Below are 19478 nucleotides of genomic sequence, written 5' to 3' on the forward strand. Positions count from 1 at the left end.
GTAAGCGACGGATCGTCGCGGCGCGCTGACGTTCCTCAGCGGTGCGGCGCGACGGGCGTCGGCTGCTTCTGGCGTGCCTGCCAGGCCAGCCGGCGCCCGCTGCTCCGGTCGAACAGGTGGATATGGTCACGGGCGGTGGTGAGCACGACCGGCTGCCCGGCGGCGAGGCCGAGCGGCCGGGCGCCGCGGAACTGCACGACGGCGCCACCGACGGTGCACTGGGCCGATTCCTCCGCGCCGAGGTTCTCGACCGCCTGCACCTCCCCGCGCAGGACCGGTGTCCCGACCGGTCCCGCGCTGTCGGTCTGGCGCAGGTGTTCGGGCCGGATGCCGAGGATGACGTCCCGGCTCTCGACCTCCTCACCTGGCCAGAGGTCGACCTCCACGCCTTGGGCGACCACCCGCACCCGGCCGTCGTGTCCTTCCACCCGGGCCGGGAGCAGGTTCATCGGCGGGGAGCCGAGAAAACCGGCGACGAACACCGACGCCGGTTCGTCGAAGACCTCGGTCGGGGTGCCGACCTGTTCCAGTCGGCCGCCGTCGAGCATCGCGATCCGGGTCGCCAGGCTGAGCGCCTCAACCTGGTCGTGGGTGACGTAGACGACGGTCGCACCGAGGGTCTCGTGCAGGGTGCGGAACTGCGCCCTGGTCGCCTGGCGCAGCTTGGCATCCAGGTTGGACAGCGGCTCGTCCATGAGGAAGGCACGTGGATCACGGATGATCGCGCGGCCGACCGCGACCCGCTGGCGCTGGCCGCCGGACAGCTCCCGCGGCCGCCGTTCGAGCAGGCCGTCGAGCTCCAGCAGGGCCGCGACCTCCTCGACCCGCTGCCGGATCCGCGCGCGAGGCATCCGCGCGGCCCGCAGTGGGAAACCGATGTTGCGCGCGACGGTGAGATGCGGGTACAGGGCGTAGCTCTGGAACACCATCGCGAGGTCACGCCGGGCCGGTGGAGCGTAGGTGATGTCCTCGTCGTCGAGCAGCACCCGGCCGCCGGACGGCTGTATCAGGCCGGCGATCAGCCGCAGCAGCGTCGACTTCCCGCAGCCACTCGGACCGAGCAGCACGAGGAACTCGCCGTCGGCGATGTCGAGATCGATGCCGTCGACGGCGACGACGTCTCCGTACTGTTTGGTCAGTCCGTCGAGCACGATCCTGCCCACGCTGCTGGCTCCTCCCCCGGGCGCGACCTGTGGTGTCCCGTTGTCCGTGCGCTGATCTCCCGGCTCCCCCGGCTCCGATGGCCTGTCAGCCCGGCCCGAGACCGGTGGGATACCGGCTCGGTGTGGAGAGCGCGCGGGTGAAGAATACGGTCCACGCTTATTCCGGAGTCAGCCGATTGCATTTATGGATGAGGCGATTGCCCAGACGGATGACCAGACCCCGGCTGATTCTCCTGAAATTGGCCGGGAGTAATTTCTGGTGGATTTCAGATGTCCAGTTCCAGACGCTCGCCCAGGCTGCGCGAAACGCACACCATCATCGTTCGGCCGGCCGCGCGCTCGGCCTGACTCAGAACGGTGTCGCGGTGGTCCACGTCGCCGCCGAGCACGGCTGTCTCGCAGGTGCCGCAGGTGCCGTCCCGGCAGGACGACGTGACCGCCGCACCGGCGGACTCCAACGCCGCCAGGACGGACTGTCCAGGCCGGACGGTGAGCACCCGCCCGCTGCGGGCGAGACGCAGCTCGAACGGGTGGTCGCCGTCGCGGACAGCCGGCTCCGCCGGCCGGAAGCGCTCGGTGTGCAGCGCACCGGCCGGCCAGGCCGCGCAGGCCGCCTCGACCGCGCCGAGCAGGCCTTCCGGCCCGCAGCAGTACACCGCGGTCCCCTCGTGCGCGCCGGAGCCCGCCAGGTCACCGAGGACGTCCCCGATCGGGAGCAGGCCGTGGGTGTCCTGCGGGTGCAGGACGACCCGCGGACCGTACCGGGCCAGTTCCTCGGCGAACGCCATCGCCGCCAGTGCCCGCCCACCGTAGAGCAGGCTCCAGTCGGCACCGCGCGCCGCGAGGTCGGCCACCATCGGCATCAGCGGGGTTATCCCGATACCGCCCGCGACCAGCAGGTACCTCGGCGCCTCGACCAGCGCGAAGGCATTGCGCGGGTGGCTGACCGTCAGCGTGGTGCCGGCCCCGACCCGGTCGTGCAGGTGCATCGAACCGCCCCGGCCGGCGGCCTCACGCAGGACGGCGATCCGCCAGACCCCCCGGTCGGACGGGTCACCGCACAGCGAGTACTGACGGGTCAGGCCCGGCCGGACGGTGACATCGACGTGCGCGCCGGCCGTCCACGCCGGCAGCGGGGCGCCCGCGGGGTCGGCCAGGTCGAAGCAGACCACGTCGAGGGCCAGGGAACGCCGGGCGCGGACGATCAGCGTCAACTCCGGTCCGCCCCCGGACGGATCACGCCGCGAGCCAGATGCTCCGGACTGATCCGGCCCTGGGGCGGCAGACGGTGCCACAGACGAGGACAAGGACACGGACGACCTCCCGGGAATTCCCGACGGATACTGAATCCTTTTCCATCGTCGACGCGGGCTCACGGCAGCTGGCCGTGGACCGCGAGATGGTGAGCGATCACTGGTTCTGGAAAAGGTCAGGGCCTTCCCACGGTAGCGACGCCCCGGCGGCCGGCGAACCGCTCAGGGTGCCATCATTGAAAAGTTCGATCGCCGGGCCGTGGCAGACTGATCGCTTTTCGCCTCCGTGGTCTGCTGCTCGCGCTCCAGGTCGGCTTCGGCGTGTTCCAGGCTGTCCAGCAGGGTTTCCACCAGGCGGGTGCGTGGCGGGCGCCACACGACGTGCACGGGTATCGTCGGCACGGGGTCGACCAGTGGTACCGCACGCGCACCCGCGATGCCGAGTGCGCGTTCCTGTGAGGCGAATCCGACCACCGGCCGGGTGGTGACCAACAATGCGCTCGCGCCGGGATCGTCGACCTCGGCCACGACCCGGAGCTTTATGCCGGCCCGGTCGGCCGCCCGGGAAATCGTGTCGTAGAGCGCCGGGCACTGGGTGCGGTGGAACAGCAGGCATGGCTGGCGTTCCAGGTCGCCGAACGGCACCTGCGCCCGCGCGGCCCATTCATGATGCTCACCGACGACCGCGAGAATTCGGACCCGCAGCACCTCCTTCGAGTGCAGGCTGGAGGTGGGCGGCAGCCCGAAGATGAAGCCGACATCCAGCTCACCGCTGAGCAGGCTCTTGATCTGCGGGCCGGTCCGCCGCTCCCACAGCCGTGGCACGACTCCCGGGTGGGACGTGTGCATGTGGGCGAGCGTCGGCGGAAGAATGCGGTGCCCCGCCGGCAGGTTGAATCCGATGTTGATCTTCCCGGCCCGGCCGGCGGCGGTGTCACGGGTGATTTCGAGCGTTCGGCGCTTCAGCTCGAGGATTTTCTTGGCCTCACCCCGGAACGCGTGACCGGCGGGAGTGAGACGCACCTCACGCGAGTTTCTCGCGACCAGCTGCACACCGACCTCGCGTTCAAGGCGGGCCAGGTGCTGGCTCAGTGAGGGCTGGGTCAGGTTGAGCCGGCGCGCGGCCCGACCGAAGTGGACTTCATCGGCGATGGCGAGAAAAGAGACCAGATGACGGAACTCCACGAGCGTCCTCCCTCATTCCCCCGCTCGCCAGTCTAGTGTGGCTGCCTAACAGACGATGAAGCCCGAGTAAGCCACGAGTAATTCTTCGGCTGCCAGGGTGCGCCGGCACGCCTGCGGATCGGTGCGGAATTTATTCCGCAGCCGCACCGCAATGTGTCCTGCGCCGCTTTTTCGTCGACTTCGGGCGGATATCCCGACGACACGCTATGAAGAACCGGATGGGACGGGAATTTGCGCGAGCAATAGGGATGGGCAGTCGCACGGGCGGCTGCACGAGGCGTTCGCAAGCCGCGGGTCCGTGTCACGGGCCGCCTCCGCGGGCCGGCTCCGCCAGCCGATGCCGTCGATCAGTCGCCGACCGGCGACCGGCGACCGGCGGCCCGGATCAGGCCACAACGAGATCGGCCCTGGTCCGGGCATGCCCGGACCAGGGAATGCCCGGACCAGGGCGTGCCCGGTCCCGACGGGTCAGCCCGCGACGCGCACCGGCAGTGCCGACATGCCACGGACCACGATGTTCGGCCGGTACGGGGGCGGATCCGCCAGCAGCGTGATCCCGGTCAGCCTGGTCGCGACCGCGCGCAACGCCTCGCTGACCTCGAGCCGCACCAGCGGCGCGCCCAGGCAGTAGTGCAGGCCCATCCCGAGAGCGAGATGGCGGTTCACCCGGGCCCCACCCGCGTAGCGATCGATGCGGAACCGGTCGGCCTCGTCGAACGCCCGCGGGTCACGGTTGGCCGAACCGAGCACGAGAATGACCGCCTCGCCCGGGGTGAAGACCCTGCCGGCCACGGTCACCTCCCCGCGTGCGGTGCGTGTCGTCACCTGCGCCGGCGGGTCGAACCGCAGCATCTCCTCGACTGCGGGCAGCGCCAGCTCCGGCGCACGCCGCAGGGCGTCCAGCTGATCGGGGTTGCGCATCAGGGCGAGCACACCGTTCCCGATCAGGTTGACCGTGGTCTCATGGCCCGCGACCACGAGGATGAGCAGGGTGCCGAGCATCTCCGTCGTCGTGAGCCGGTCGCCCTCGGCGTGCACCTGCGCGAGCGCGCTGATCAGATCGTCGCGTGGGTCGGCCCGGCGGTCCGCCACGAGGGCGCCGAAGAACTCCCGGAACTCCCCGACCGCGGCGGTGCGCTCGGCGAGCTCGGCGGGTGAGAGAAGATCGTCCGGATCCAGACCGCGCGCGATCCCGGCCGACATCCGCCGCACCGCGGCGTGCTCGGAGGCGGGGACGCCGAGCAGCTCGCAGATCATGGTCAGCGGCAGCGGGTAGGCGAAATCCTCGATCAGGTCCAGCTCGCCGACGGCGAGCGCGCGGTCGAGCAGCTCGTCGACCACACGACGGGCCGTCGGGCGGGTCGCCTCGATCGTCCGCGGGGTGAAGGCCCGGCTCACCAGGCCACGCAGCCGGGTGTGGTCCGGCGGCTCCATCCACAGGAAGGATCCGGGCAGCTCGACGTCGCTGGCCGGGTGCAGCAGCTCGGATTCCTCGGCGTGGCTCCACACCGGGTCGGCCAGGATCGCGGCGCACTCGGCGTAGCCGGGCACCAGCGACGTGCCCAGCGGCCCCGGCAGGAAGGTGCCCGCCGCGCGCAGGATGCCGTATGCCCGGTAGGGGTCGTGCCGCCAGGCCGGGTCGAAGGAGTCGATCACCGCCTGGCCGAGCACCTCGGCGCTGATCCCCCCGGCCGGCGCGATCGGGGTCGCAGCGTCCGTGGGAGCCGGGCCCTCCGGGCCGGTCGCCGTGGCCGTCATGATGCCGGCACCGCCGGCTCGATCAGCAGGCAGGTCGATGTGCCGTGGGCCACCAGCGCGCCGGCCCGGTTGGTCACCCGGGCCTCGGCGGTCGCGGTACGACGTCCCACGTGCACGGCGGACCCGACGCAGGTGAGCAGGTCGTCGTCCAGCGCGACCGCTCGGATGAAGTTCACCTTCAGCTCCAGCGTCGTGTAGAGCACGCCCTCGGGCAGCTGGGTGTAGACGGCGCTGCCCATCGCGGTGTCCATCAGCGTGCTGATCACCCCGCCGTGGACGGTCATCATCGCGTTCGCCGCGGCTGGTGACGGGGTGAGCGTCCAGACCGACGAGCCGTCACCGAGCTCGGTCAGCAGCACGCCCAGCGAGTGACCGACGCCGATGCCCGCACGCAGGCCGTGGGTCACCAGGTCGGCGAGCTCCCGCAGGCGGCGGGCCTGGTCAGGCTGGTCGACGGTGACCACCGGTTCGGTGGCACGGTCCAGGTCCAGGGTGCGGTCCATGGTCGGCGGCTCCCCGCGCGTCGGTGTCGGCCAACTATGCGTCGGGCCGCATCGTGACCCCGGCCATCGGCGACTGACGAGATGCATTCGCAGCCCGAATCGATCGATCGGGTCCACCCACACCCTCCCGGCCGCCACAGCCGGGACGGACCAGGCTGCCGCCCGGGTGGCGCGGTCGCCCGACCGGCGCAGTCGCCCGACTGGCTCGGCTGGCGCAATCGCCCGATTGGACTGTGCCGCTCATGCTGTCGGTCGGCGGTGCGATCGGACATCGTGCGTCCCGTCGGCGCGGTCGCGCCGCCACGCCCCCGCGTACGACAGGCGTACGACGACAGTGCCGTTGCGGACGTGCCCGGTGCCGAGGTGCCGTGCGTACCTGCCGGCGCGGACGACAGGAGTGGGACAGCCATGGTCGCCGGAGACGTCTCCACCGAGCCCACCCAGGCCGAATCCGACCAGGTGGAGTTCACCGCATTCCACCCGGCCCACAAGGCCGATCCGTACCGCAACTACCGGCAGGTGCGCCAGACCCGGCCGTTGTGCCCGTTCATGCTCGGCGACATCCCCGTCACCGTGGTCACCCGGTACGCCGACTGCGAGGCCGTGCTGCAGAGCGACGACTGGGTGCACGGGTACGACGCCGGGATCAGCCCGTTCCGCGAGGGCAACGCCAGCGCGCCCCGCTCCTTCCTGCGCATGGACCCCCCGGACCACACCCGACTGCGCGGGCTGGTGAACAAGGCGTTCACCCCGCGCATCGTCAACGCGATGGAGCCGCGCATCCGGGCACACGCCGACCGGCTGGTCGCGGACGCCCGTGCGACCGGCACGCTGGAGGTCATCAGCGAGTACGCCGCACCCATGGCGAGCGCGACTCTGGGGCAGCTGCTCGGCGTGCCCGACGACGTCGGCGCGTCGCTGCGGGGATGGGCGCTGGCGATCGCCCGGGGCACCGACCCGGACAACCTGCTGAGCGAGGACGAGCTGGCGGCCCGCAAGAAGGCGACGCTGGACTTCCATCGCTACTTCGAGGAGCTCATCGCGCAGCGCCGGGCACACCCCACCGACGACCTGGTCAGCAAGCTCGCCGCGGCGCGCGACCGGGACGACGCCCTGAGCGAGACCGAGCTGCTGGGTGTCTCCTCGCTGATGGTCGTCGCCGGGATGGAGACGTCCATCAACTACATCGGGTCGGCGGTGCTCACCCTGCTTCGCCACCCCGACCAGCTCGCGCTGCTGCGCGAGCGGCCGGAGCTGCTGGCCTCCGCGGTGGAGGAGGTGCTGCGGTTCGACCCGCCGACCCAGTTCACGATGCGCACCGCGGCCCGGGAGACCGAGGTCGGCGGGCGCACCTTCCGGCGCGGCGACGGCGTGCTGCTGGTCAGTGCCGCGGCCGGCCGCGATCCCGATGCCTACGCGGAGCCGGACCGCTTCGACATCACCCGCTTCCACGGCCCGACGCCGGCTCGGCGCCATCTGGGCTTCAGCGTCGGCATCCACTTCTGCCTCGGGGCGCCGCTGGCCCGGATCGAGGCCGCGTCCGCGATCGGCGCGCTGCTCGCCGGATCCACCCACCTGGAGCTCGCCATCGACGAGAGTGAGCTCGTCTATCTCCCGAGCCTCATCCATCGAGCGCTGGCCACGCTCCCGGTCCGGATCAGCTGACCGCCGACCCAGCCCCGCTCCGCCCTGGCCGGCCCGGCTCCCAGCCCAGCCCAGCTCCCAGCCCGGCACAGAGCTCCCGCAGCCCATCCGGCGCCGCCCGGCGCCGGTCCGCAGCCGGGCTCTCCCGAAGTCCACTGGTACGTCCAGTTACAGTGAGGGAGAGTCCGGTTCTCGCGTCGTTTGTGTCGTGCCGAACCTGGATGGGAGACTAGTTCGCAGGACAGGGAAGGGAGCACCCCGCACTGTGAGTGACCTTGAGACGCCGGACTACTTCCGCGATGCGCAGCTCGTCGCCGACCCGTACCCGTTCCTGGAGCAGATGCGCGATCGCTGCCCAGTGCTGCGGGAGGACCATCACAACGTGGTGATGGTGACCGGTTACGAGGAAGCCGTCGAGGTCTTCCACGACTCGGCGACCTTCTCCTCGTGCACCTCGGTGACCGGCCCCTTCCCCGGCTTCCCCGTGCCGCTCGAGGGCGACGACGTCACCGCGCTCATCGAGGCGCACCGCCACGAGCTGCCGATGAGCGACCAGCTGCCCGTCATGGACCCGCCGACCCACACCGCGCACCGGGCGCTGCTGATGCGGCTGATCACCCCGAAGCGGCTCAAGGAGAACGAGGCCCAGATCTGGAACCTCGTCGACCAGATGCTCGACCCGTATCTGGCCAGCGGCGAGGGTGACTACATCTCCGGTTTCGCCGGGCCGTTCACCCTGCTGATCATCGCCGACCTGCTCGGCGTGCCGGAGGAGGACCAGGAGGAGTTCCTCGACCGGCTGCAGCGCCGGCCCGAGTCGCAGTCGGGCATCGGCAGCACCGGCGACGACCATCTCGCGCACAACCCCCTGGAGTTCCTCTACACCAAGTTCACCGCCTACATCGAGGACCGTCGCGCCGAGCCCCGCGACGACGTGCTCACCGGGCTGGCCCAGGCGACCTTCCCCGATGGTTCGACCCCGGAGGTCATCGACGCCGTCCGGGTGGCGGCGAACCTGTTCTCCGCCGGGCAGGAGACGACGGTGCGGCTGCTCAGCTCCGCGCTGAAGATCCTGGCCGAGGATCCCGAGCTGCAGGATCTGCTGCGCTCCGAGCCCGAGCGGGTCGGCAACTTCATCGAGGAGACGCTGCGGCTGGAGAGCCCGGTCAAGGGCGACTTCCGGCTTTCGCGGGTGCCGACGACCGTCGGCGGGGTCGACCTGCCCGCCGGGACGACCGTGATGGTCGTGAACGGCGCCGCCAACCGTGACCCGCGCCGGTTCGAGAACCCCAACGTCTTCGACGTGGCCCGCCCGAACGCGCGCCACCACGTCGCGTTCGGGCGCGGCATCCACACCTGCCCCGGCGCACCGCTCGCCCGGGCCGAGACGCGGGCCGCCATCGAGCGGATCCTGGAGCGGACCACCGAGATCCGAGTTTCCGAGAGCGTGCACGGCCCGGCCGGCGACCGGCGCTACAGTTACCTGCCCACGTTCATCCTGCGTGGGCTGACCCACCTCAACCTGGAATTCACGCTGGCGCCGAGGAACGTGTGATGAAGGTTTTCGTCGACGAGGACCGTTGCTGCGGGCATTCGACCTGCTGCACGCTGTGTCCCGAGGTCTTCTCCCTCTCCGATGACGGCTTCGCCGTGGTGATCGTGGACGAGGTTCCGCCGGATTTCGAAAGCGTTGTCCACGCCGCGGTCAGCAACTGCCCCGAGCAGGCCATCAGCGCGTCCTGACCCCTTTCGGCGATCCACGGCTGGCCGTTCACCGGTCGACTCACCGGTCGGCGGCCGCCCGCTCGTCCGGCCGTGGCGGAAGGCTCGGTGGCCGTGGTCAGTCCGCGGTCAGGTCAGTCCGCGGTCAGGTCGAGGACGGTAAGCGCGCGGCCCGGCAACCCACCGGGCCGTGCGCGCAGTCCGTCGAGAACGATCTCCCGGGCCCGCTCGTAGACGCGGTCGGCCACCTCGCCGGGCATCCGGTGCGACTCGTGCAGCAGCACCGCGAAGAGATGGGTGACGTCACCCGCCCCGACGTCGGTCCGCAGGGTGCCCTCCCGCTTCGCCGCCTCGACGAGCTCCTCGATCAGCGCGATGAGCTCGTGCCGGATACGCCCGACCCGCGGATCGGTCCGGATCGCCTCGGTGATCGCGGGCTGGAACAGGCTCGGGGTCCGCAGCGCGAACCTGAGCTCCGGCGAGCCGCCGAGGACGGCGATCAGGGCATCCCAGGCCCGCGGGCCCACCTCGACCGCGGTATGCGCCCGGGCGAGCATCGCCGCCAGGCTGTCCTCGACGACGGCCAGGACCAGGCTCTGGCGGTCCGGGAAATGCCGGTACAGCGTCCCCACGCCGACCCCGGCGAGTCGGGCGATCTCCTCCATGGGCAGGTTCGGGCCGTCCTCGGCGAACGCGGCCACCGCGGTGGAGATGATTTTGCCGCGGTTGCGCCGGGCATCGGCCCGTAACCGGACCGGGGACGCCGCGGTCATGCCGCCCGCTCCCCTGCCGGAATCCGGCCGCGGGCATGCGGGCATAACCCGATCGGCGGGCCCGATAAGCGAAAGCCGATGATGCGCGGCTGCCACATCGCTGCTCCCTTGATGTCTCGTGGTGCGTGATGGCCGTCTCGTGGTGCGTGACGGCAGGTGTCAGGTGACTGTGCGCCCGAGAGCGCGCGACGAGCGGTTGGCGATGGTGCTCCCCGCACCTGGCTACGGGCCGGTCGGGCGACGAGTGGGCAGGATTATGCCTGGCAGGCCCGGCCGGCGAAAGAAAACCCGTGGCCGGCCCGGCCCGGCAGCGACGGCGGCGCGGCCGGGAAACCGGGAAACCGCGGAACCGGTGCGGCCGGCGGCTCCCGGCAGCGCACGAACTGTTTCGCCCGCAGGCCGTTGCCGCTACTGTCCGCCTGGTGGCAAAGGCGATCGTCAACGGTCTCGGCATCGGCTACGACCTCGTCGGCGACGGCGACCGGACCTGGGTCCTCACCCTGGGCGGCCGGTTCACCCGACGGACTCCGGGGGTGCCCGAGCTGGCCGCGGCCCTCGCCACGCCCGGTAACCGGGTGCTGCTGTGGGACCGGCCGAACAGCGGCGAGTCCGACCTCTGCTTCGCCGGCGGAAGCGAGCCGCGGATGCAGGCCGACACCCTGGCGGCGCTGCTCACCGAGCTCGACCTCGGCCCGGCGGTGCTCGCCGGTGCCACGGTCGGGTCCCATGTCTCGCTGCTCACCGCCGCCTACCATCCCCAGGTGGCGGCCGGGCTGGCCGTGTGGTGGGTCAGCGGGGGTGTGCCCGGCCTGACGATCCTCGCGAACGCCTACTACACGGCGTCCGTCACGGCCGCGTGGACGACCGGGATGGAGGCGGTGGCCGCCCTGCCGGAGTGGGGCCCGTCGTTCGACGCCAACGCGCGCAACCGGCAGCGGCTGCTCGCCCAGGACCGCGCCGAGTTCGTCGCCACGCTCCAGCGATGGATGGCCGCCTTCAGCGCGCGGCCGGGCGAGGTGATCCCGGGCCTGCCCGACGATGTCGCGCGGTCGGTGCGGGTTCCGGCGCTCGTGCTGCGCAGCGGGGCGAGCGACCCGTTCCACCCGCGGGCCGTCTCGGAGGCACTCGCCGCGGCGCTGCCGCAGGCCCGGCTGGCGGAACCGCCGTGGGGGGACCGCGAGTACCTCGAGCGCCAGGCCGACATGGCCCGGGCCGGCAGCCTGTTCGTGCGCTGGCCGCTGCTGGCGCCGGTGCTCACCTCCTGGGCCGCCGACGCGCTCACCTGATCCGCGCGCCGGCGACAGCGATCGTCGTCCTGGAGCAGCCGTCGTTCCGGATCGACCGTCGTCCTACAGCAGCGCCGCGGCCAGGCGGCGCCACTGCTCGCGTGGGAAGGCCTGCTGGTCGGCCGTCAGCACCTGGATGCAGACGTGGTCCGCGCCGGCCGCGTGGTGCTCGGCGACGCGCCGCCCGACGGCCTCCTCGTCACCCCAGGCGATGAGGGCGTCGAAGAGACGGTCGCTCACGGAGGTGATGTCCTCATCGGTGAAGCCGAGGCGGCGCACGTTGTTCGCGTAGTTCGGCAGCCCCAGGTAGCCCGCGAGCCAGCCGCGGCCGATGGTGTGGGCCTCGTCGGCGTCGGTGGTGAGGATGACCGTCTGCTCCGGCAGCACGAGCGGCCCCGCGCCGAGGCGCTCGCGGACCTGGCGGGTGTGCTCGGGTGTGACCAGGTAGGGGTGGGCTCCACGGGCGCGGCTGCCGGCGAGCTCCAGCATCTTCGGGCCGAGCGCCGCCAGCACGCGGTCCTGCGCCGGGACGGGGGTTTCGGCCTTGTCGAGGCCGTCGAGGAAGGCACTCATCGCCGCCAGCGGGCGCCGGTACCGACCGGCCTCGGCCGCGTCGATCAGGGGCGCGTGGCTGACGCCGATCCCCATCAGGAACCGGTCACCGTGCGCGGCGGTCAGCGCGGCGAAGCCGGCGGCGACGTCCACGGGGTCGTGCATCCACAGATTGAGGATGCCGGTGGCGATCGTCACCCGACTGGTCGCGGTGAGCAGGGCGCCGACCGCGTCGAGGACCGGGCCGCCGACGTCGGGGATCCACAGCGCGCGGTAGCCGAGCTCCTCCAGCTCCGCCGCCGCCTCCGTCACCTCCGCCGGATCGCCGTAGCGCAGCTGCTGGCTCCACACGCCAATGCCTGACAGGTCCATCCCAGCCATCCCGTCCACTTGCCGGTCGCCCGGCGGCCGCCGTCGCTAGTGTGACTATCAGACGCCGGGCGGTGCCGCGACCGTGGCCGGATCCGCGCGGCTGGCGAGTGGGGCGATGCTTTAGATAAAGTATGCAATCGGGTGCCGGGCCTCGTACCAGGCCCGCCGCCTTCCGCCGCGCGTCGCGGGCCCCGCCGCGGGCTCGGTCGCGAACCAGTGCCTGAAGGGAGATCGCGTGCTCGACGACGATGTGCGCCAGATCATCGCCGCCACCCGCCGCTTCGTGCGCGAACGGGTCGTGCCGGCCGAGGCCGACATCGAGCAGTCGGACGCGATACCCCCCGACCTGCGCCGCGAGGCCGCCGAGATGGGCCTGTTCGGCTTCGCCATCCCCGAGACGTACGGCGGCCTGGGCCTGAACATGAGCGCCGAGGCCAGGCTGGTCTTCGAGCTGGGCTACACCACCCCCGCCTTCCGGTCGATGTTCGGGACGAACAACGGCATCGCCGGTCATGTGCTGCTCGAAGGCGCCACCGAGGAGCAGAAGAAGGCCTATCTGCCGCTGGTCGCCTCGGGTGAGTGGACGGCGTCGTTCGCGCTGACCGAGGAGAACGCCGGCTCCGACCCGGCGGGCCTGGCGACGTCCGCCCGCCGCGAGGGTGACGACTGGGTCATCAACGGCGCCAAGCGCTTCATCACCAACGCACCGGTCGCCGACGTCTTCATGGTCTTCGCCCGGACCGACCCGGACGCGAAGGGCGGCCGCGGCATCACCGCCTTCATGGTGGAGCGGGGCACCCCCGGCCTGAGCGTCGGCCCGAAGGACCACAAGATGGGCCAGGCCGGCGCCTGGACCGCCGACGTCACGCTGGACGAGGTCCGCGTGCCGGCCAGCACAGTGATCGGCGGGGAGGACGGGGTCGGGCGCGGTTACGCGACCGCGATGCGCTGCCTCGCCCACGGCCGCATCCACATCGCGGCACTGTGCGTGGGCCTGACCCAGCGGCTGCTGGACGAATCCGTGGCGTACGCCGCCAGCCGGGTCCAGGGCGGCAGCGTGATCGGTGAGCACCAGCTCGTGCAGGGCCTGCTCGCCGACTCCGCGACCGACCTGTACGCGGCGCGTGCGCTGGTCACGGAGGTCGCGGCCGGCTTCGACGACGGAAGCGACACCCGGATCGGGCCGTCCTGCGCGAAGTACTTCGCCTCCGAGGCCGTCGGGCGGGTCGCGGACCGCGCCGTGCAGATCCACGGCGGGGCCGGGTACATGCGCGGCGTGCCGGTCGAGCGTTTCTACCGCGACGCCCGCCTGTTCCGGATCTACGAGGGCACCAGCCAGATCCAGCAGATCGTGATCGCCCGCCAGCTGCTGCGCGACGCCGGCGTCCGCTAGCACCAGCGGCAGCCGATGGTCGGGGCGGTTCCGCGGAACCGCCCCGACCATCGGACCAGACGTGGCCGCCGTCATGGCTCGGGTCATGGCCGGGCAACGCGTAGCCACCTGCCCCGCGGCGGATAGCGTCGGGCGGTGCAGCCGGAAGGCCGGCGCGGCGGGAGGGCTTGGGCGATGCGTTTCGTGGGCGTACGGGACGGTCGGCGGACCGTGGTCGGTCTGGTGCTGGAACGCGCCGGGGTGTCGAAGCTGGCGCGGATCGCCGACGTCGACGACTTCTACGCCGATCTCCCCCGCTGGATGTCGGCGGCCAGCGAGATCACGGCGGGTGACCACGGCCGCGCCGACCTGGACGATCTCGCGGACGTCGCCGCCAGCCCCGGTCTGGCCCCGCCCGTGCCGGCCGGGGCCCGCGTGCTGGGCATGGGCCTGAACTACCACGCCCACGCCGCGGAGACCGGCCTCGAGCTGCCCCGCAAGCCCCCGATCTTCGCGCGCTGGACCGCGTCGCTCACCGTGGACGGCACGCCCGTGCCGGTGCCGCCCGGCGAGCGCGGGCTGGACTGGGAGGGCGAGCTCGCCGCGGTCGTCGGGACCCGGCTCGTCGACGTCGACGAGGCCACCGCCCAGCGGGGCGTCCTCGGCTACGCGGTGTTCAACGATCTCAGTGCCCGCCGGGCCCAGGGCGCCTCCGCGCAGTGGACCCTGGGCAAGAACTCGGACCGCAGCGGGCCGATGGGACCGGTGGTCACCACCGACGAGGCCGGCGACCCGGCCGCCGGCCTGCGCCTGGTCACCCGGGTCAACGGCGAGGTCATGCAGGACGGGAACACCAACGACATGATCTTCACGGTCGGCGCGATCCTGTCCTTCGTCAGCCGCACCATCCCGCTGGATCCCGGGGACGTCCTCATCACCGGGACGCCGGCCGGAGTCGGCTACACCCGCACCCCGCCCCGCTATCTCCTCCCGGGTGACGTCGTCGAGGTCTCGATCGAGACCCTCGGCACCATCCGCAACCCTGTCACAGCAGCGCAGTAACAGCAGCGCAGTAACAGTGCATCGGTCCCGGTCGGCGATCGGACGCTGATCCGACCGCCACATATCATCCGACGGATAGGATCCATCGCACCCAGCCGGTCCGAGCCAACCGAACCGCCGCGCTGGAGATGGGATGTCATGGAGCACTACCGGTCAGCCCCCATCGCCGGCGAGTCTGTCTGGCCTTCCGAGGCACACACCGTCGCGTTCTGCCCGGTGATGGACCGGGGGTTTCACTGGCCCGTGGCGGTCGGCCGCGACAACGGATCCATCGGGTTGTGGGTGGTGCCGCCGAAGGGCGCCACCGGCAACACAGCACGGAGAACGCAACTCGCGGGCCACCGCGACGCGGTGCGTGCCGTGGCGTTCTCCTCCGACGGTCGCCTGCTCGCCTCCGCCGCGGATGACCGCCAGGTGCTGCTCTGGAAGGTCGACGAGTTCCCGGAGCAGGCCACACCCGTGCGGCTGACGGGGCACACCGGCGCGGTCCGGGCCGTCGCCTTCTCGCCGGTCCGCCCGTTACTCGCGTATGCGGGCGACGACCGGACCGTCATCCTGTGGGACCTGTCGGACCCGGGCGCGCCACGTCTCGCGGCGGCGTGCGGCGGGCACGGCGCCACGGTCACGTCCCTCGCGTTCTCGCCGGACGGGACTGTGCTCGTCAGTGGCTGCGGCAACGAGGCCTTCCAGCTGTGGAACGTGGCCAGGCCCACCGAGCCGTCCCGGCTCGGCACAGCCAGCACAGGCCGCGGGGGCGGGGTGCACGCGGCGGCCGTCTCCCCGACCAGCCGGATACTCGCCACGGCAGGGGACGGCACCATCCAGCTCTGGAGCATCGACGGCGCCGCGGGTCCGGCCCGGTTGGGCAGCCCCCTCGTCGGCCACACCGACATCGTCACCTCGGTCGCGTTCACGCGGGACGGTCTTCGCCTCGCCAGCGCCAGCAGCGACCACACAGTGCGCTTCTTCGACGTCAGCCACCCGGCCGCGGCACACCCGCTCGGCGAGCCGATCCGCGGGGAAGGCCCGTTCAGGGCGGTGGCGTTCTCCCCGGACGGCGCCGTGGTCGCGGCGGTTGGCGCCGCGTCACGCGCATCTCTCGACCTCTGGGCGATCCGCGACCTGTGACAGCCGGCGCGCTCGGCCCGGCCGGTCATCGACACGTGCCCGCCGAGCACGCGCCAAGGTACCTCCGCACGGAGACGCACCCGCCTGAGGACCTACCCGAAAGTCCTATGATGTGCCGCGATGAGCCGGTGTCGTCACGCAGAACGACCGCCGCGGCGCGCGGCGCGCGGCACGGGCGCGACCGGCGACACGACGTATCAGCCGCGTACCGATGACAGGAGTCCCGTGAGCCAGGACAAGCCAGCCCAGAGTCCGCTGGTGCGTGCCATCCACGAGCCACCCGCCGGGTGGAGCCCGGAGGGAATCGACACCTCCGTCCCGAGCATCGCCCGGGTCTACGACGCCATCCTCGGGGGCAAGGACAACTTCCCCGTCGACCGCGCGGTGGCCGACGAGCTGATGCGGCTCGCGCCGCGGGGGCGACAGTCCGCTCTGTACAACCGGGCGCTGCTGGGGCGGGGTGTGCGGTTCATGGCCAGCCAGGGCATCCGTCAGTTCGTCGACCTCGGCTCCGGTCTGCCGACGGCGCAGAACACCCACGAGACGGCGCAGGCCGTGGCGCCGGACGCCCGGGTGGTCTACATCGACAACGACCCGATCGTGCTCTCGCACGGCCGGGCGCTGCTCGCCGAGAACGAGAACACCACCGTGCTCACCGCGGACTTCCGTAGCCCGGAGCAGGTGCTCAACCATCCCGAGCTGACCGGGATCATCGACTTCGACCAGCCCGTCGCGCTGCTGCTGTTCGCCGTCGTGCACCACATCGAGGACGCCGAGGATCCCGCCGGCATCCTCGCCACCTACCGCGAGCACCTGGCGCCGGGCAGCTACCTGTTCCTCACCCATTTCGTGACCCATGGGGAGGAGACCGCGGAGCTGGAGAAGGTCATGCTCGCCGACCTCGGGCGGGGCCGCTTCCGGACGATCGCCGAGATCACGGCGTTCTTCGACGGGTTCGAGCTGCTGGAGCCGGGAGTCACCTACACGCCGCTGTGGCGCCCCGAGGAGCCGCTGCCCGACCCGCTCACCCTCACCGAGCGGCTGGTCGCCGGCGGCCTCGCCCGCAGGCCGTGACCCGGCGGGCCGGTGACGCCGTCGCCCACGGCGAGGCGGCACCGGCCCGGGCCCGACCCGGCCCGTGGCCCGGCCTGACCTGGATCGCCGCTCAGGTCTTCGGCCCACCTGCGACGTAGATCACCTGGCCGGTGACGAACCCGGCACCCTCACCGACGAAGAACGACACGGTGTTGGCGATGTCGTCGGGCTCGCCGACCCGGCCCACCGGGATGTCCTTGGCCCGCGCGGCCGCGTACTCGTCCCAGGTGCGCCCGAGCCGCTCCGCGGTCGCCCGGGTCATCTCCGTCGCGATCAGGCCCGGCGCCACCGCGTTGACGGTGATGCCGAACTTGCCGAGCTCGATCGCCACGGTCTTGGTGAAGCCCTGCAGACCGGCCTTCGCCGTCGAGTAGTTGGCCTGCCCGCGGTTACCGACCGCGGACGTGCTCGACAGGTTGACGACCCGCCCCCAGCCGGCCTCGACCATGTACTTCTGGACCGCCCGGGTCATCAGGAACGTGCCGCGCAGGTGCACGCCCATGACGGCGTCCCAGTCGCTCTCCGTCATCTTGAACAGCAGGTTGTCGCGAGTGATGCCGGCGTTGTTCACCAGGACGGTGGGGGCGCCCAGCTCGGCCGCGACCCGCTCCACCGCGGCGGCGACCTGCTCGGCGTCGCTCACGTTCGCCCCGACGGCGATGGCCTTCCCGCCGGCCGCGACGATCGCGTCCGCGGTCTCCTTGGCGGCGGACTCCTCCAGGTCGAGCACCGCGACGGCCAGGCCATCGGCCGCGAGCCGCAGTGCCGTCGCGGCACCGAGCCCCCGCGCGGCACCCGTGACGATCGCGACGCGTTCCTTGACAGCGGACATACTGAAGTCCTCCCACTATGCGGGTGATGGCCCGAGTGCCCGCAGGCGGCCCTCGGGGGCAGATCAGGTCGTTGGTACCGAAGTCTGTCAGGCAGCACCGGCAGACGCATCGCGTCCCGAGCCCACCGGCCAGCGCGGGTGGGTGCCGCGGCGGGCGGCACGGCATGGCCGGCCCGGTTCGCGCCGGCTGCCCGGTGGTCGGACACTGGCTAGCCGGCCGGCCGGCCAGCTGACTGACCGGCTGGCCGGCCGGGACGCAGAAGCACCAGGAGCGCACGCAAAATCATTCGCCAACAGCCACGGCACCAGCGATCGTGGAACGCGACGCGAGGCGGTCCCGTCGAGAGACCATCGGCCCGCGAGAGACACGCGAGAGACGCGCGAGAGAGACCCACACGAGAAGACAAAGGAGTGATCCCCGTGCCCCCGGTTGACGAGCTGGCGGGAGCAGCGGCCCCGATCTGGATGTGGACCCATCCGCACGAGGTGGAGAGCGCCGCCCTCGACCAGCTCCGCACGATCGCCGACCTGCCCTACGTCCACCACCACGTCGCCGTCATGCCGGACGTCCACCTGGGCAAGGGCGCCACGGTGGGTTCGGTCATCGCGCTGCGCGACGCCGTCTCCCCCGCCGCCGTCGGCGTCGACATCGGCTGCGGGATGGCCGCGCTGCGGACCAACCTGACCGCGGCCGACCTGCCGGACGACCTCGGCCCGGTGCGGGCCGCGGTCGAGCGGGCCATTCCCGTCGGGCACCGCGGGCACACCGAGATCTCCCGGCGGGTCCGCGGTTACGGCGAGCTGTGGGCGGCGTTCGGTGATCTGCACCCGAAGGTGTCCGGGCGCAGCGGGGCCATCGACCGGGTGATGTCACAGCTGGGGAGCCTCGGCTCGGGCAACCACTTCGTCGAGCTGTGCCTGGACTCGACGGACGCGGTGTGGCTGATGCTGCACTCGGGGTCGCGCAACGTGGGCAAGACGCTGGCGGAGCTGCACATCGCGGCGGCCAAGAAGCTGCCGCACAACACCGGGCTGCCGGACCGGGACCTGGCGGTCTTCCTCGCCGGCACCCCCGAGATGGCCGCCTACCGGAACGATCTCACCTGGGCCCAGACCTACGCCCGCCACAACCGGGAGACCATGCTGGCGCTCTACGTCGACGCGCTGCGCACCCACCTCCCGCAGCTGCGGGTGCCGACACCGCCGACCGACGGCCCGCACGCGGGCGACGCCGCCTTCGCCGCCGTCAACTGCCATCACAACTACGTCTCCGAGGAGCACCACTACGGCGCCGACGTCCTGGTCACCCGCAAGGGGGCCATCTCGGCGCGGGCCGGTGAGTACGGCATCGTGCCGGGCTCCATGGGTACCCGCTCCTACATCGTGCGCGGCCTGGGCAATCCCGAGTCCTTCCACTCCGCCTCGCACGGCGCGGGCCGGCGGATGAGCCGTACCCGCGCCCGCAGGGAGTTCACCACCGAGGACCTCGTCACCCAGACCGCCGGCGTCGAATGCCGCAAGGACCCCGGCGTGCTCGACGAGATACCCGCCGCGTACAAGGACATCGACGCCGTCATCGCCTACCAGCGTGATCTCGTCGATGTCGCCGCGGAGCTGCACGCCGTGATGTGCGTGAAGGGTTAGCGGCACGGCGGCGGGGTGCCCGAACCCGACGGCGGGATGATCCCCGCGAACCAGGCTCCTCATGATGTCCGTCGCGGCACCGGCTCATAGTCTCCGCGTCTGCGCCACGAACGGGCGCCGACCGGAGGAGGCCG

At 71.8% G+C, this 19478-nt stretch carries 17 protein-coding genes; 9 read left to right on the top strand and 8 right to left on the bottom strand.

What is annotated here, in order from left to right:
* Nucleotides 1-35 precede the first annotated feature (35 nt).
* From CcI49_RS03585 to CcI49_RS03605, 5 genes are all read right to left on the bottom strand, one after another.
* Complete coding sequence (locus tag CcI49_RS03585; RefSeq protein ID WP_054567352.1) at nt 36-1163, bottom strand: ABC transporter ATP-binding protein; 1128 nt, start codon at nt 1161-1163, stop codon at nt 36-38.
* 266 nt (nt 1164-1429) lie between these two features.
* Nucleotides 1430-2371, bottom strand: a complete 942-nt coding sequence (locus CcI49_RS03590; RefSeq protein ID WP_054567862.1) for a PDR/VanB family oxidoreductase — start codon at nt 2369-2371, stop codon at nt 1430-1432.
* Between the two features lie 267 nt (nt 2372-2638).
* Nucleotides 2639-3601 (bottom strand): LysR family transcriptional regulator, encoded by a 963-nt coding sequence (locus CcI49_RS03595; protein WP_054567353.1) that lies wholly within the window; start codon nt 3599-3601, stop codon nt 2639-2641.
* A gap of 468 nt (nt 3602-4069) precedes the next feature.
* Nucleotides 4070-5359 carry a cytochrome P450 gene (locus CcI49_RS03600; RefSeq protein ID WP_083749282.1) on the bottom strand — a complete coding sequence of 430 codons (1290 nt, stop codon included), beginning with the start codon at nt 5357-5359 and terminating at the stop codon, nt 4070-4072.
* A complete protein-coding gene (locus CcI49_RS03605) occupies nt 5356-5862 on the bottom strand; it encodes a PaaI family thioesterase (protein ID WP_054567354.1) in 507 nt (168 codons plus the stop codon). The genes CcI49_RS03600 and CcI49_RS03605 overlap by 4 nt, the downstream gene beginning before the upstream one ends.
* A gap of 408 nt (nt 5863-6270) precedes the next feature.
* On the opposite strand from CcI49_RS03605, the gene CcI49_RS03610 reads away from it, so the two are divergent.
* The 3 genes from CcI49_RS03610 (at nt 6271) to CcI49_RS03620 (ending at nt 9249) form a co-directional block, all read left to right on the top strand.
* A complete protein-coding gene (locus tag CcI49_RS03610) occupies nt 6271-7527 on the top strand; it encodes a cytochrome P450 (protein WP_076824294.1) in 1257 nt (418 codons plus the stop codon).
* A gap of 244 nt (nt 7528-7771) precedes the next feature.
* Nucleotides 7772-9061 carry a cytochrome P450 gene (locus CcI49_RS03615; protein ID WP_054567356.1) on the top strand — a complete coding sequence of 430 codons (1290 nt, stop codon included), beginning with the start codon at nt 7772-7774 and terminating at the stop codon, nt 9059-9061.
* Nucleotides 9061-9249, top strand: coding sequence for a ferredoxin (locus CcI49_RS03620; protein ID WP_054567357.1), 189 nt, complete (start codon nt 9061-9063; stop codon nt 9247-9249). Before CcI49_RS03615 ends, CcI49_RS03620 begins: the two co-directional genes overlap by 1 nt.
* Before the next feature lie 113 nt (nt 9250-9362).
* On the opposite strand, the gene CcI49_RS03625 is transcribed toward CcI49_RS03620, so the two are convergent.
* Nucleotides 9363-10001, bottom strand: coding sequence for a TetR/AcrR family transcriptional regulator (locus CcI49_RS03625; protein WP_054567358.1), 639 nt, complete (start codon nt 9999-10001; stop codon nt 9363-9365).
* Between the two features lie 422 nt (nt 10002-10423).
* Here CcI49_RS03625 and CcI49_RS03630 point away from each other — a divergent pair, with 422 nt between their 5' ends.
* A complete protein-coding gene (locus CcI49_RS03630; RefSeq protein WP_054567864.1) occupies nt 10424-11287 on the top strand; it encodes an alpha/beta hydrolase in 864 nt (287 codons plus the stop codon).
* Between the two features lie 63 nt (nt 11288-11350).
* On the opposite strand, the gene CcI49_RS03635 is transcribed toward CcI49_RS03630, so the two are convergent.
* Nucleotides 11351-12211, bottom strand: a complete 861-nt coding sequence (locus CcI49_RS03635) for an LLM class F420-dependent oxidoreductase (protein ID WP_076824295.1) — start codon at nt 12209-12211, stop codon at nt 11351-11353.
* Nucleotides 12212-12446: 235 nt separating this feature from the next.
* On the opposite strand from CcI49_RS03635, the gene CcI49_RS03640 reads away from it, so the two are divergent.
* From CcI49_RS03640 to CcI49_RS03655, 4 genes are all read left to right on the top strand, one after another.
* Nucleotides 12447-13604: an acyl-CoA dehydrogenase family protein gene (locus tag CcI49_RS03640; protein ID WP_076824297.1), complete on the top strand. Its 1158-nt coding sequence runs from the start codon at nt 12447-12449 to the stop codon at nt 13602-13604.
* Between the two features lie 174 nt (nt 13605-13778).
* Nucleotides 13779-14645: a fumarylacetoacetate hydrolase family protein gene (locus tag CcI49_RS03645; RefSeq protein ID WP_076824299.1), complete on the top strand. Its 867-nt coding sequence runs from the start codon at nt 13779-13781 to the stop codon at nt 14643-14645.
* Nucleotides 14646-14888: 243 nt separating this feature from the next.
* The gene (locus CcI49_RS03650; protein ID WP_158230705.1) at nt 14889-15773 is read left to right on the top strand and encodes a WD40 repeat domain-containing protein; all 885 of its coding nucleotides are present in this window, start codon (nt 14889-14891) and stop codon (nt 15771-15773) included.
* Nucleotides 15774-15998: 225 nt separating this feature from the next.
* A complete protein-coding gene (locus CcI49_RS03655; protein WP_054567363.1) occupies nt 15999-16847 on the top strand; it encodes an SAM-dependent methyltransferase in 849 nt (282 codons plus the stop codon).
* 91 nt (nt 16848-16938) lie between these two features.
* On the opposite strand, the gene fabG is transcribed toward CcI49_RS03655, so the two are convergent.
* Complete coding sequence (gene fabG, locus CcI49_RS03660; RefSeq protein WP_054567364.1) at nt 16939-17700, bottom strand: 3-oxoacyl-ACP reductase FabG; 762 nt, start codon at nt 17698-17700, stop codon at nt 16939-16941.
* 420 nt (nt 17701-18120) lie between these two features.
* Here fabG and CcI49_RS03665 point away from each other — a divergent pair, with 420 nt between their 5' ends.
* Nucleotides 18121-19344, top strand: coding sequence for an RtcB family protein (locus tag CcI49_RS03665; RefSeq protein WP_054567865.1), 1224 nt, complete (start codon nt 18121-18123; stop codon nt 19342-19344).
* Nucleotides 19345-19478: the final 134 nt, after the last annotated feature.

It is taken from the genome of Frankia sp. CcI49, assembly GCF_001983215.1.
In the GTDB taxonomy this organism is placed as follows: Bacteria; Actinomycetota; Actinomycetes; order Frankiales; family Frankiaceae; genus Parafrankia; species Parafrankia irregularis.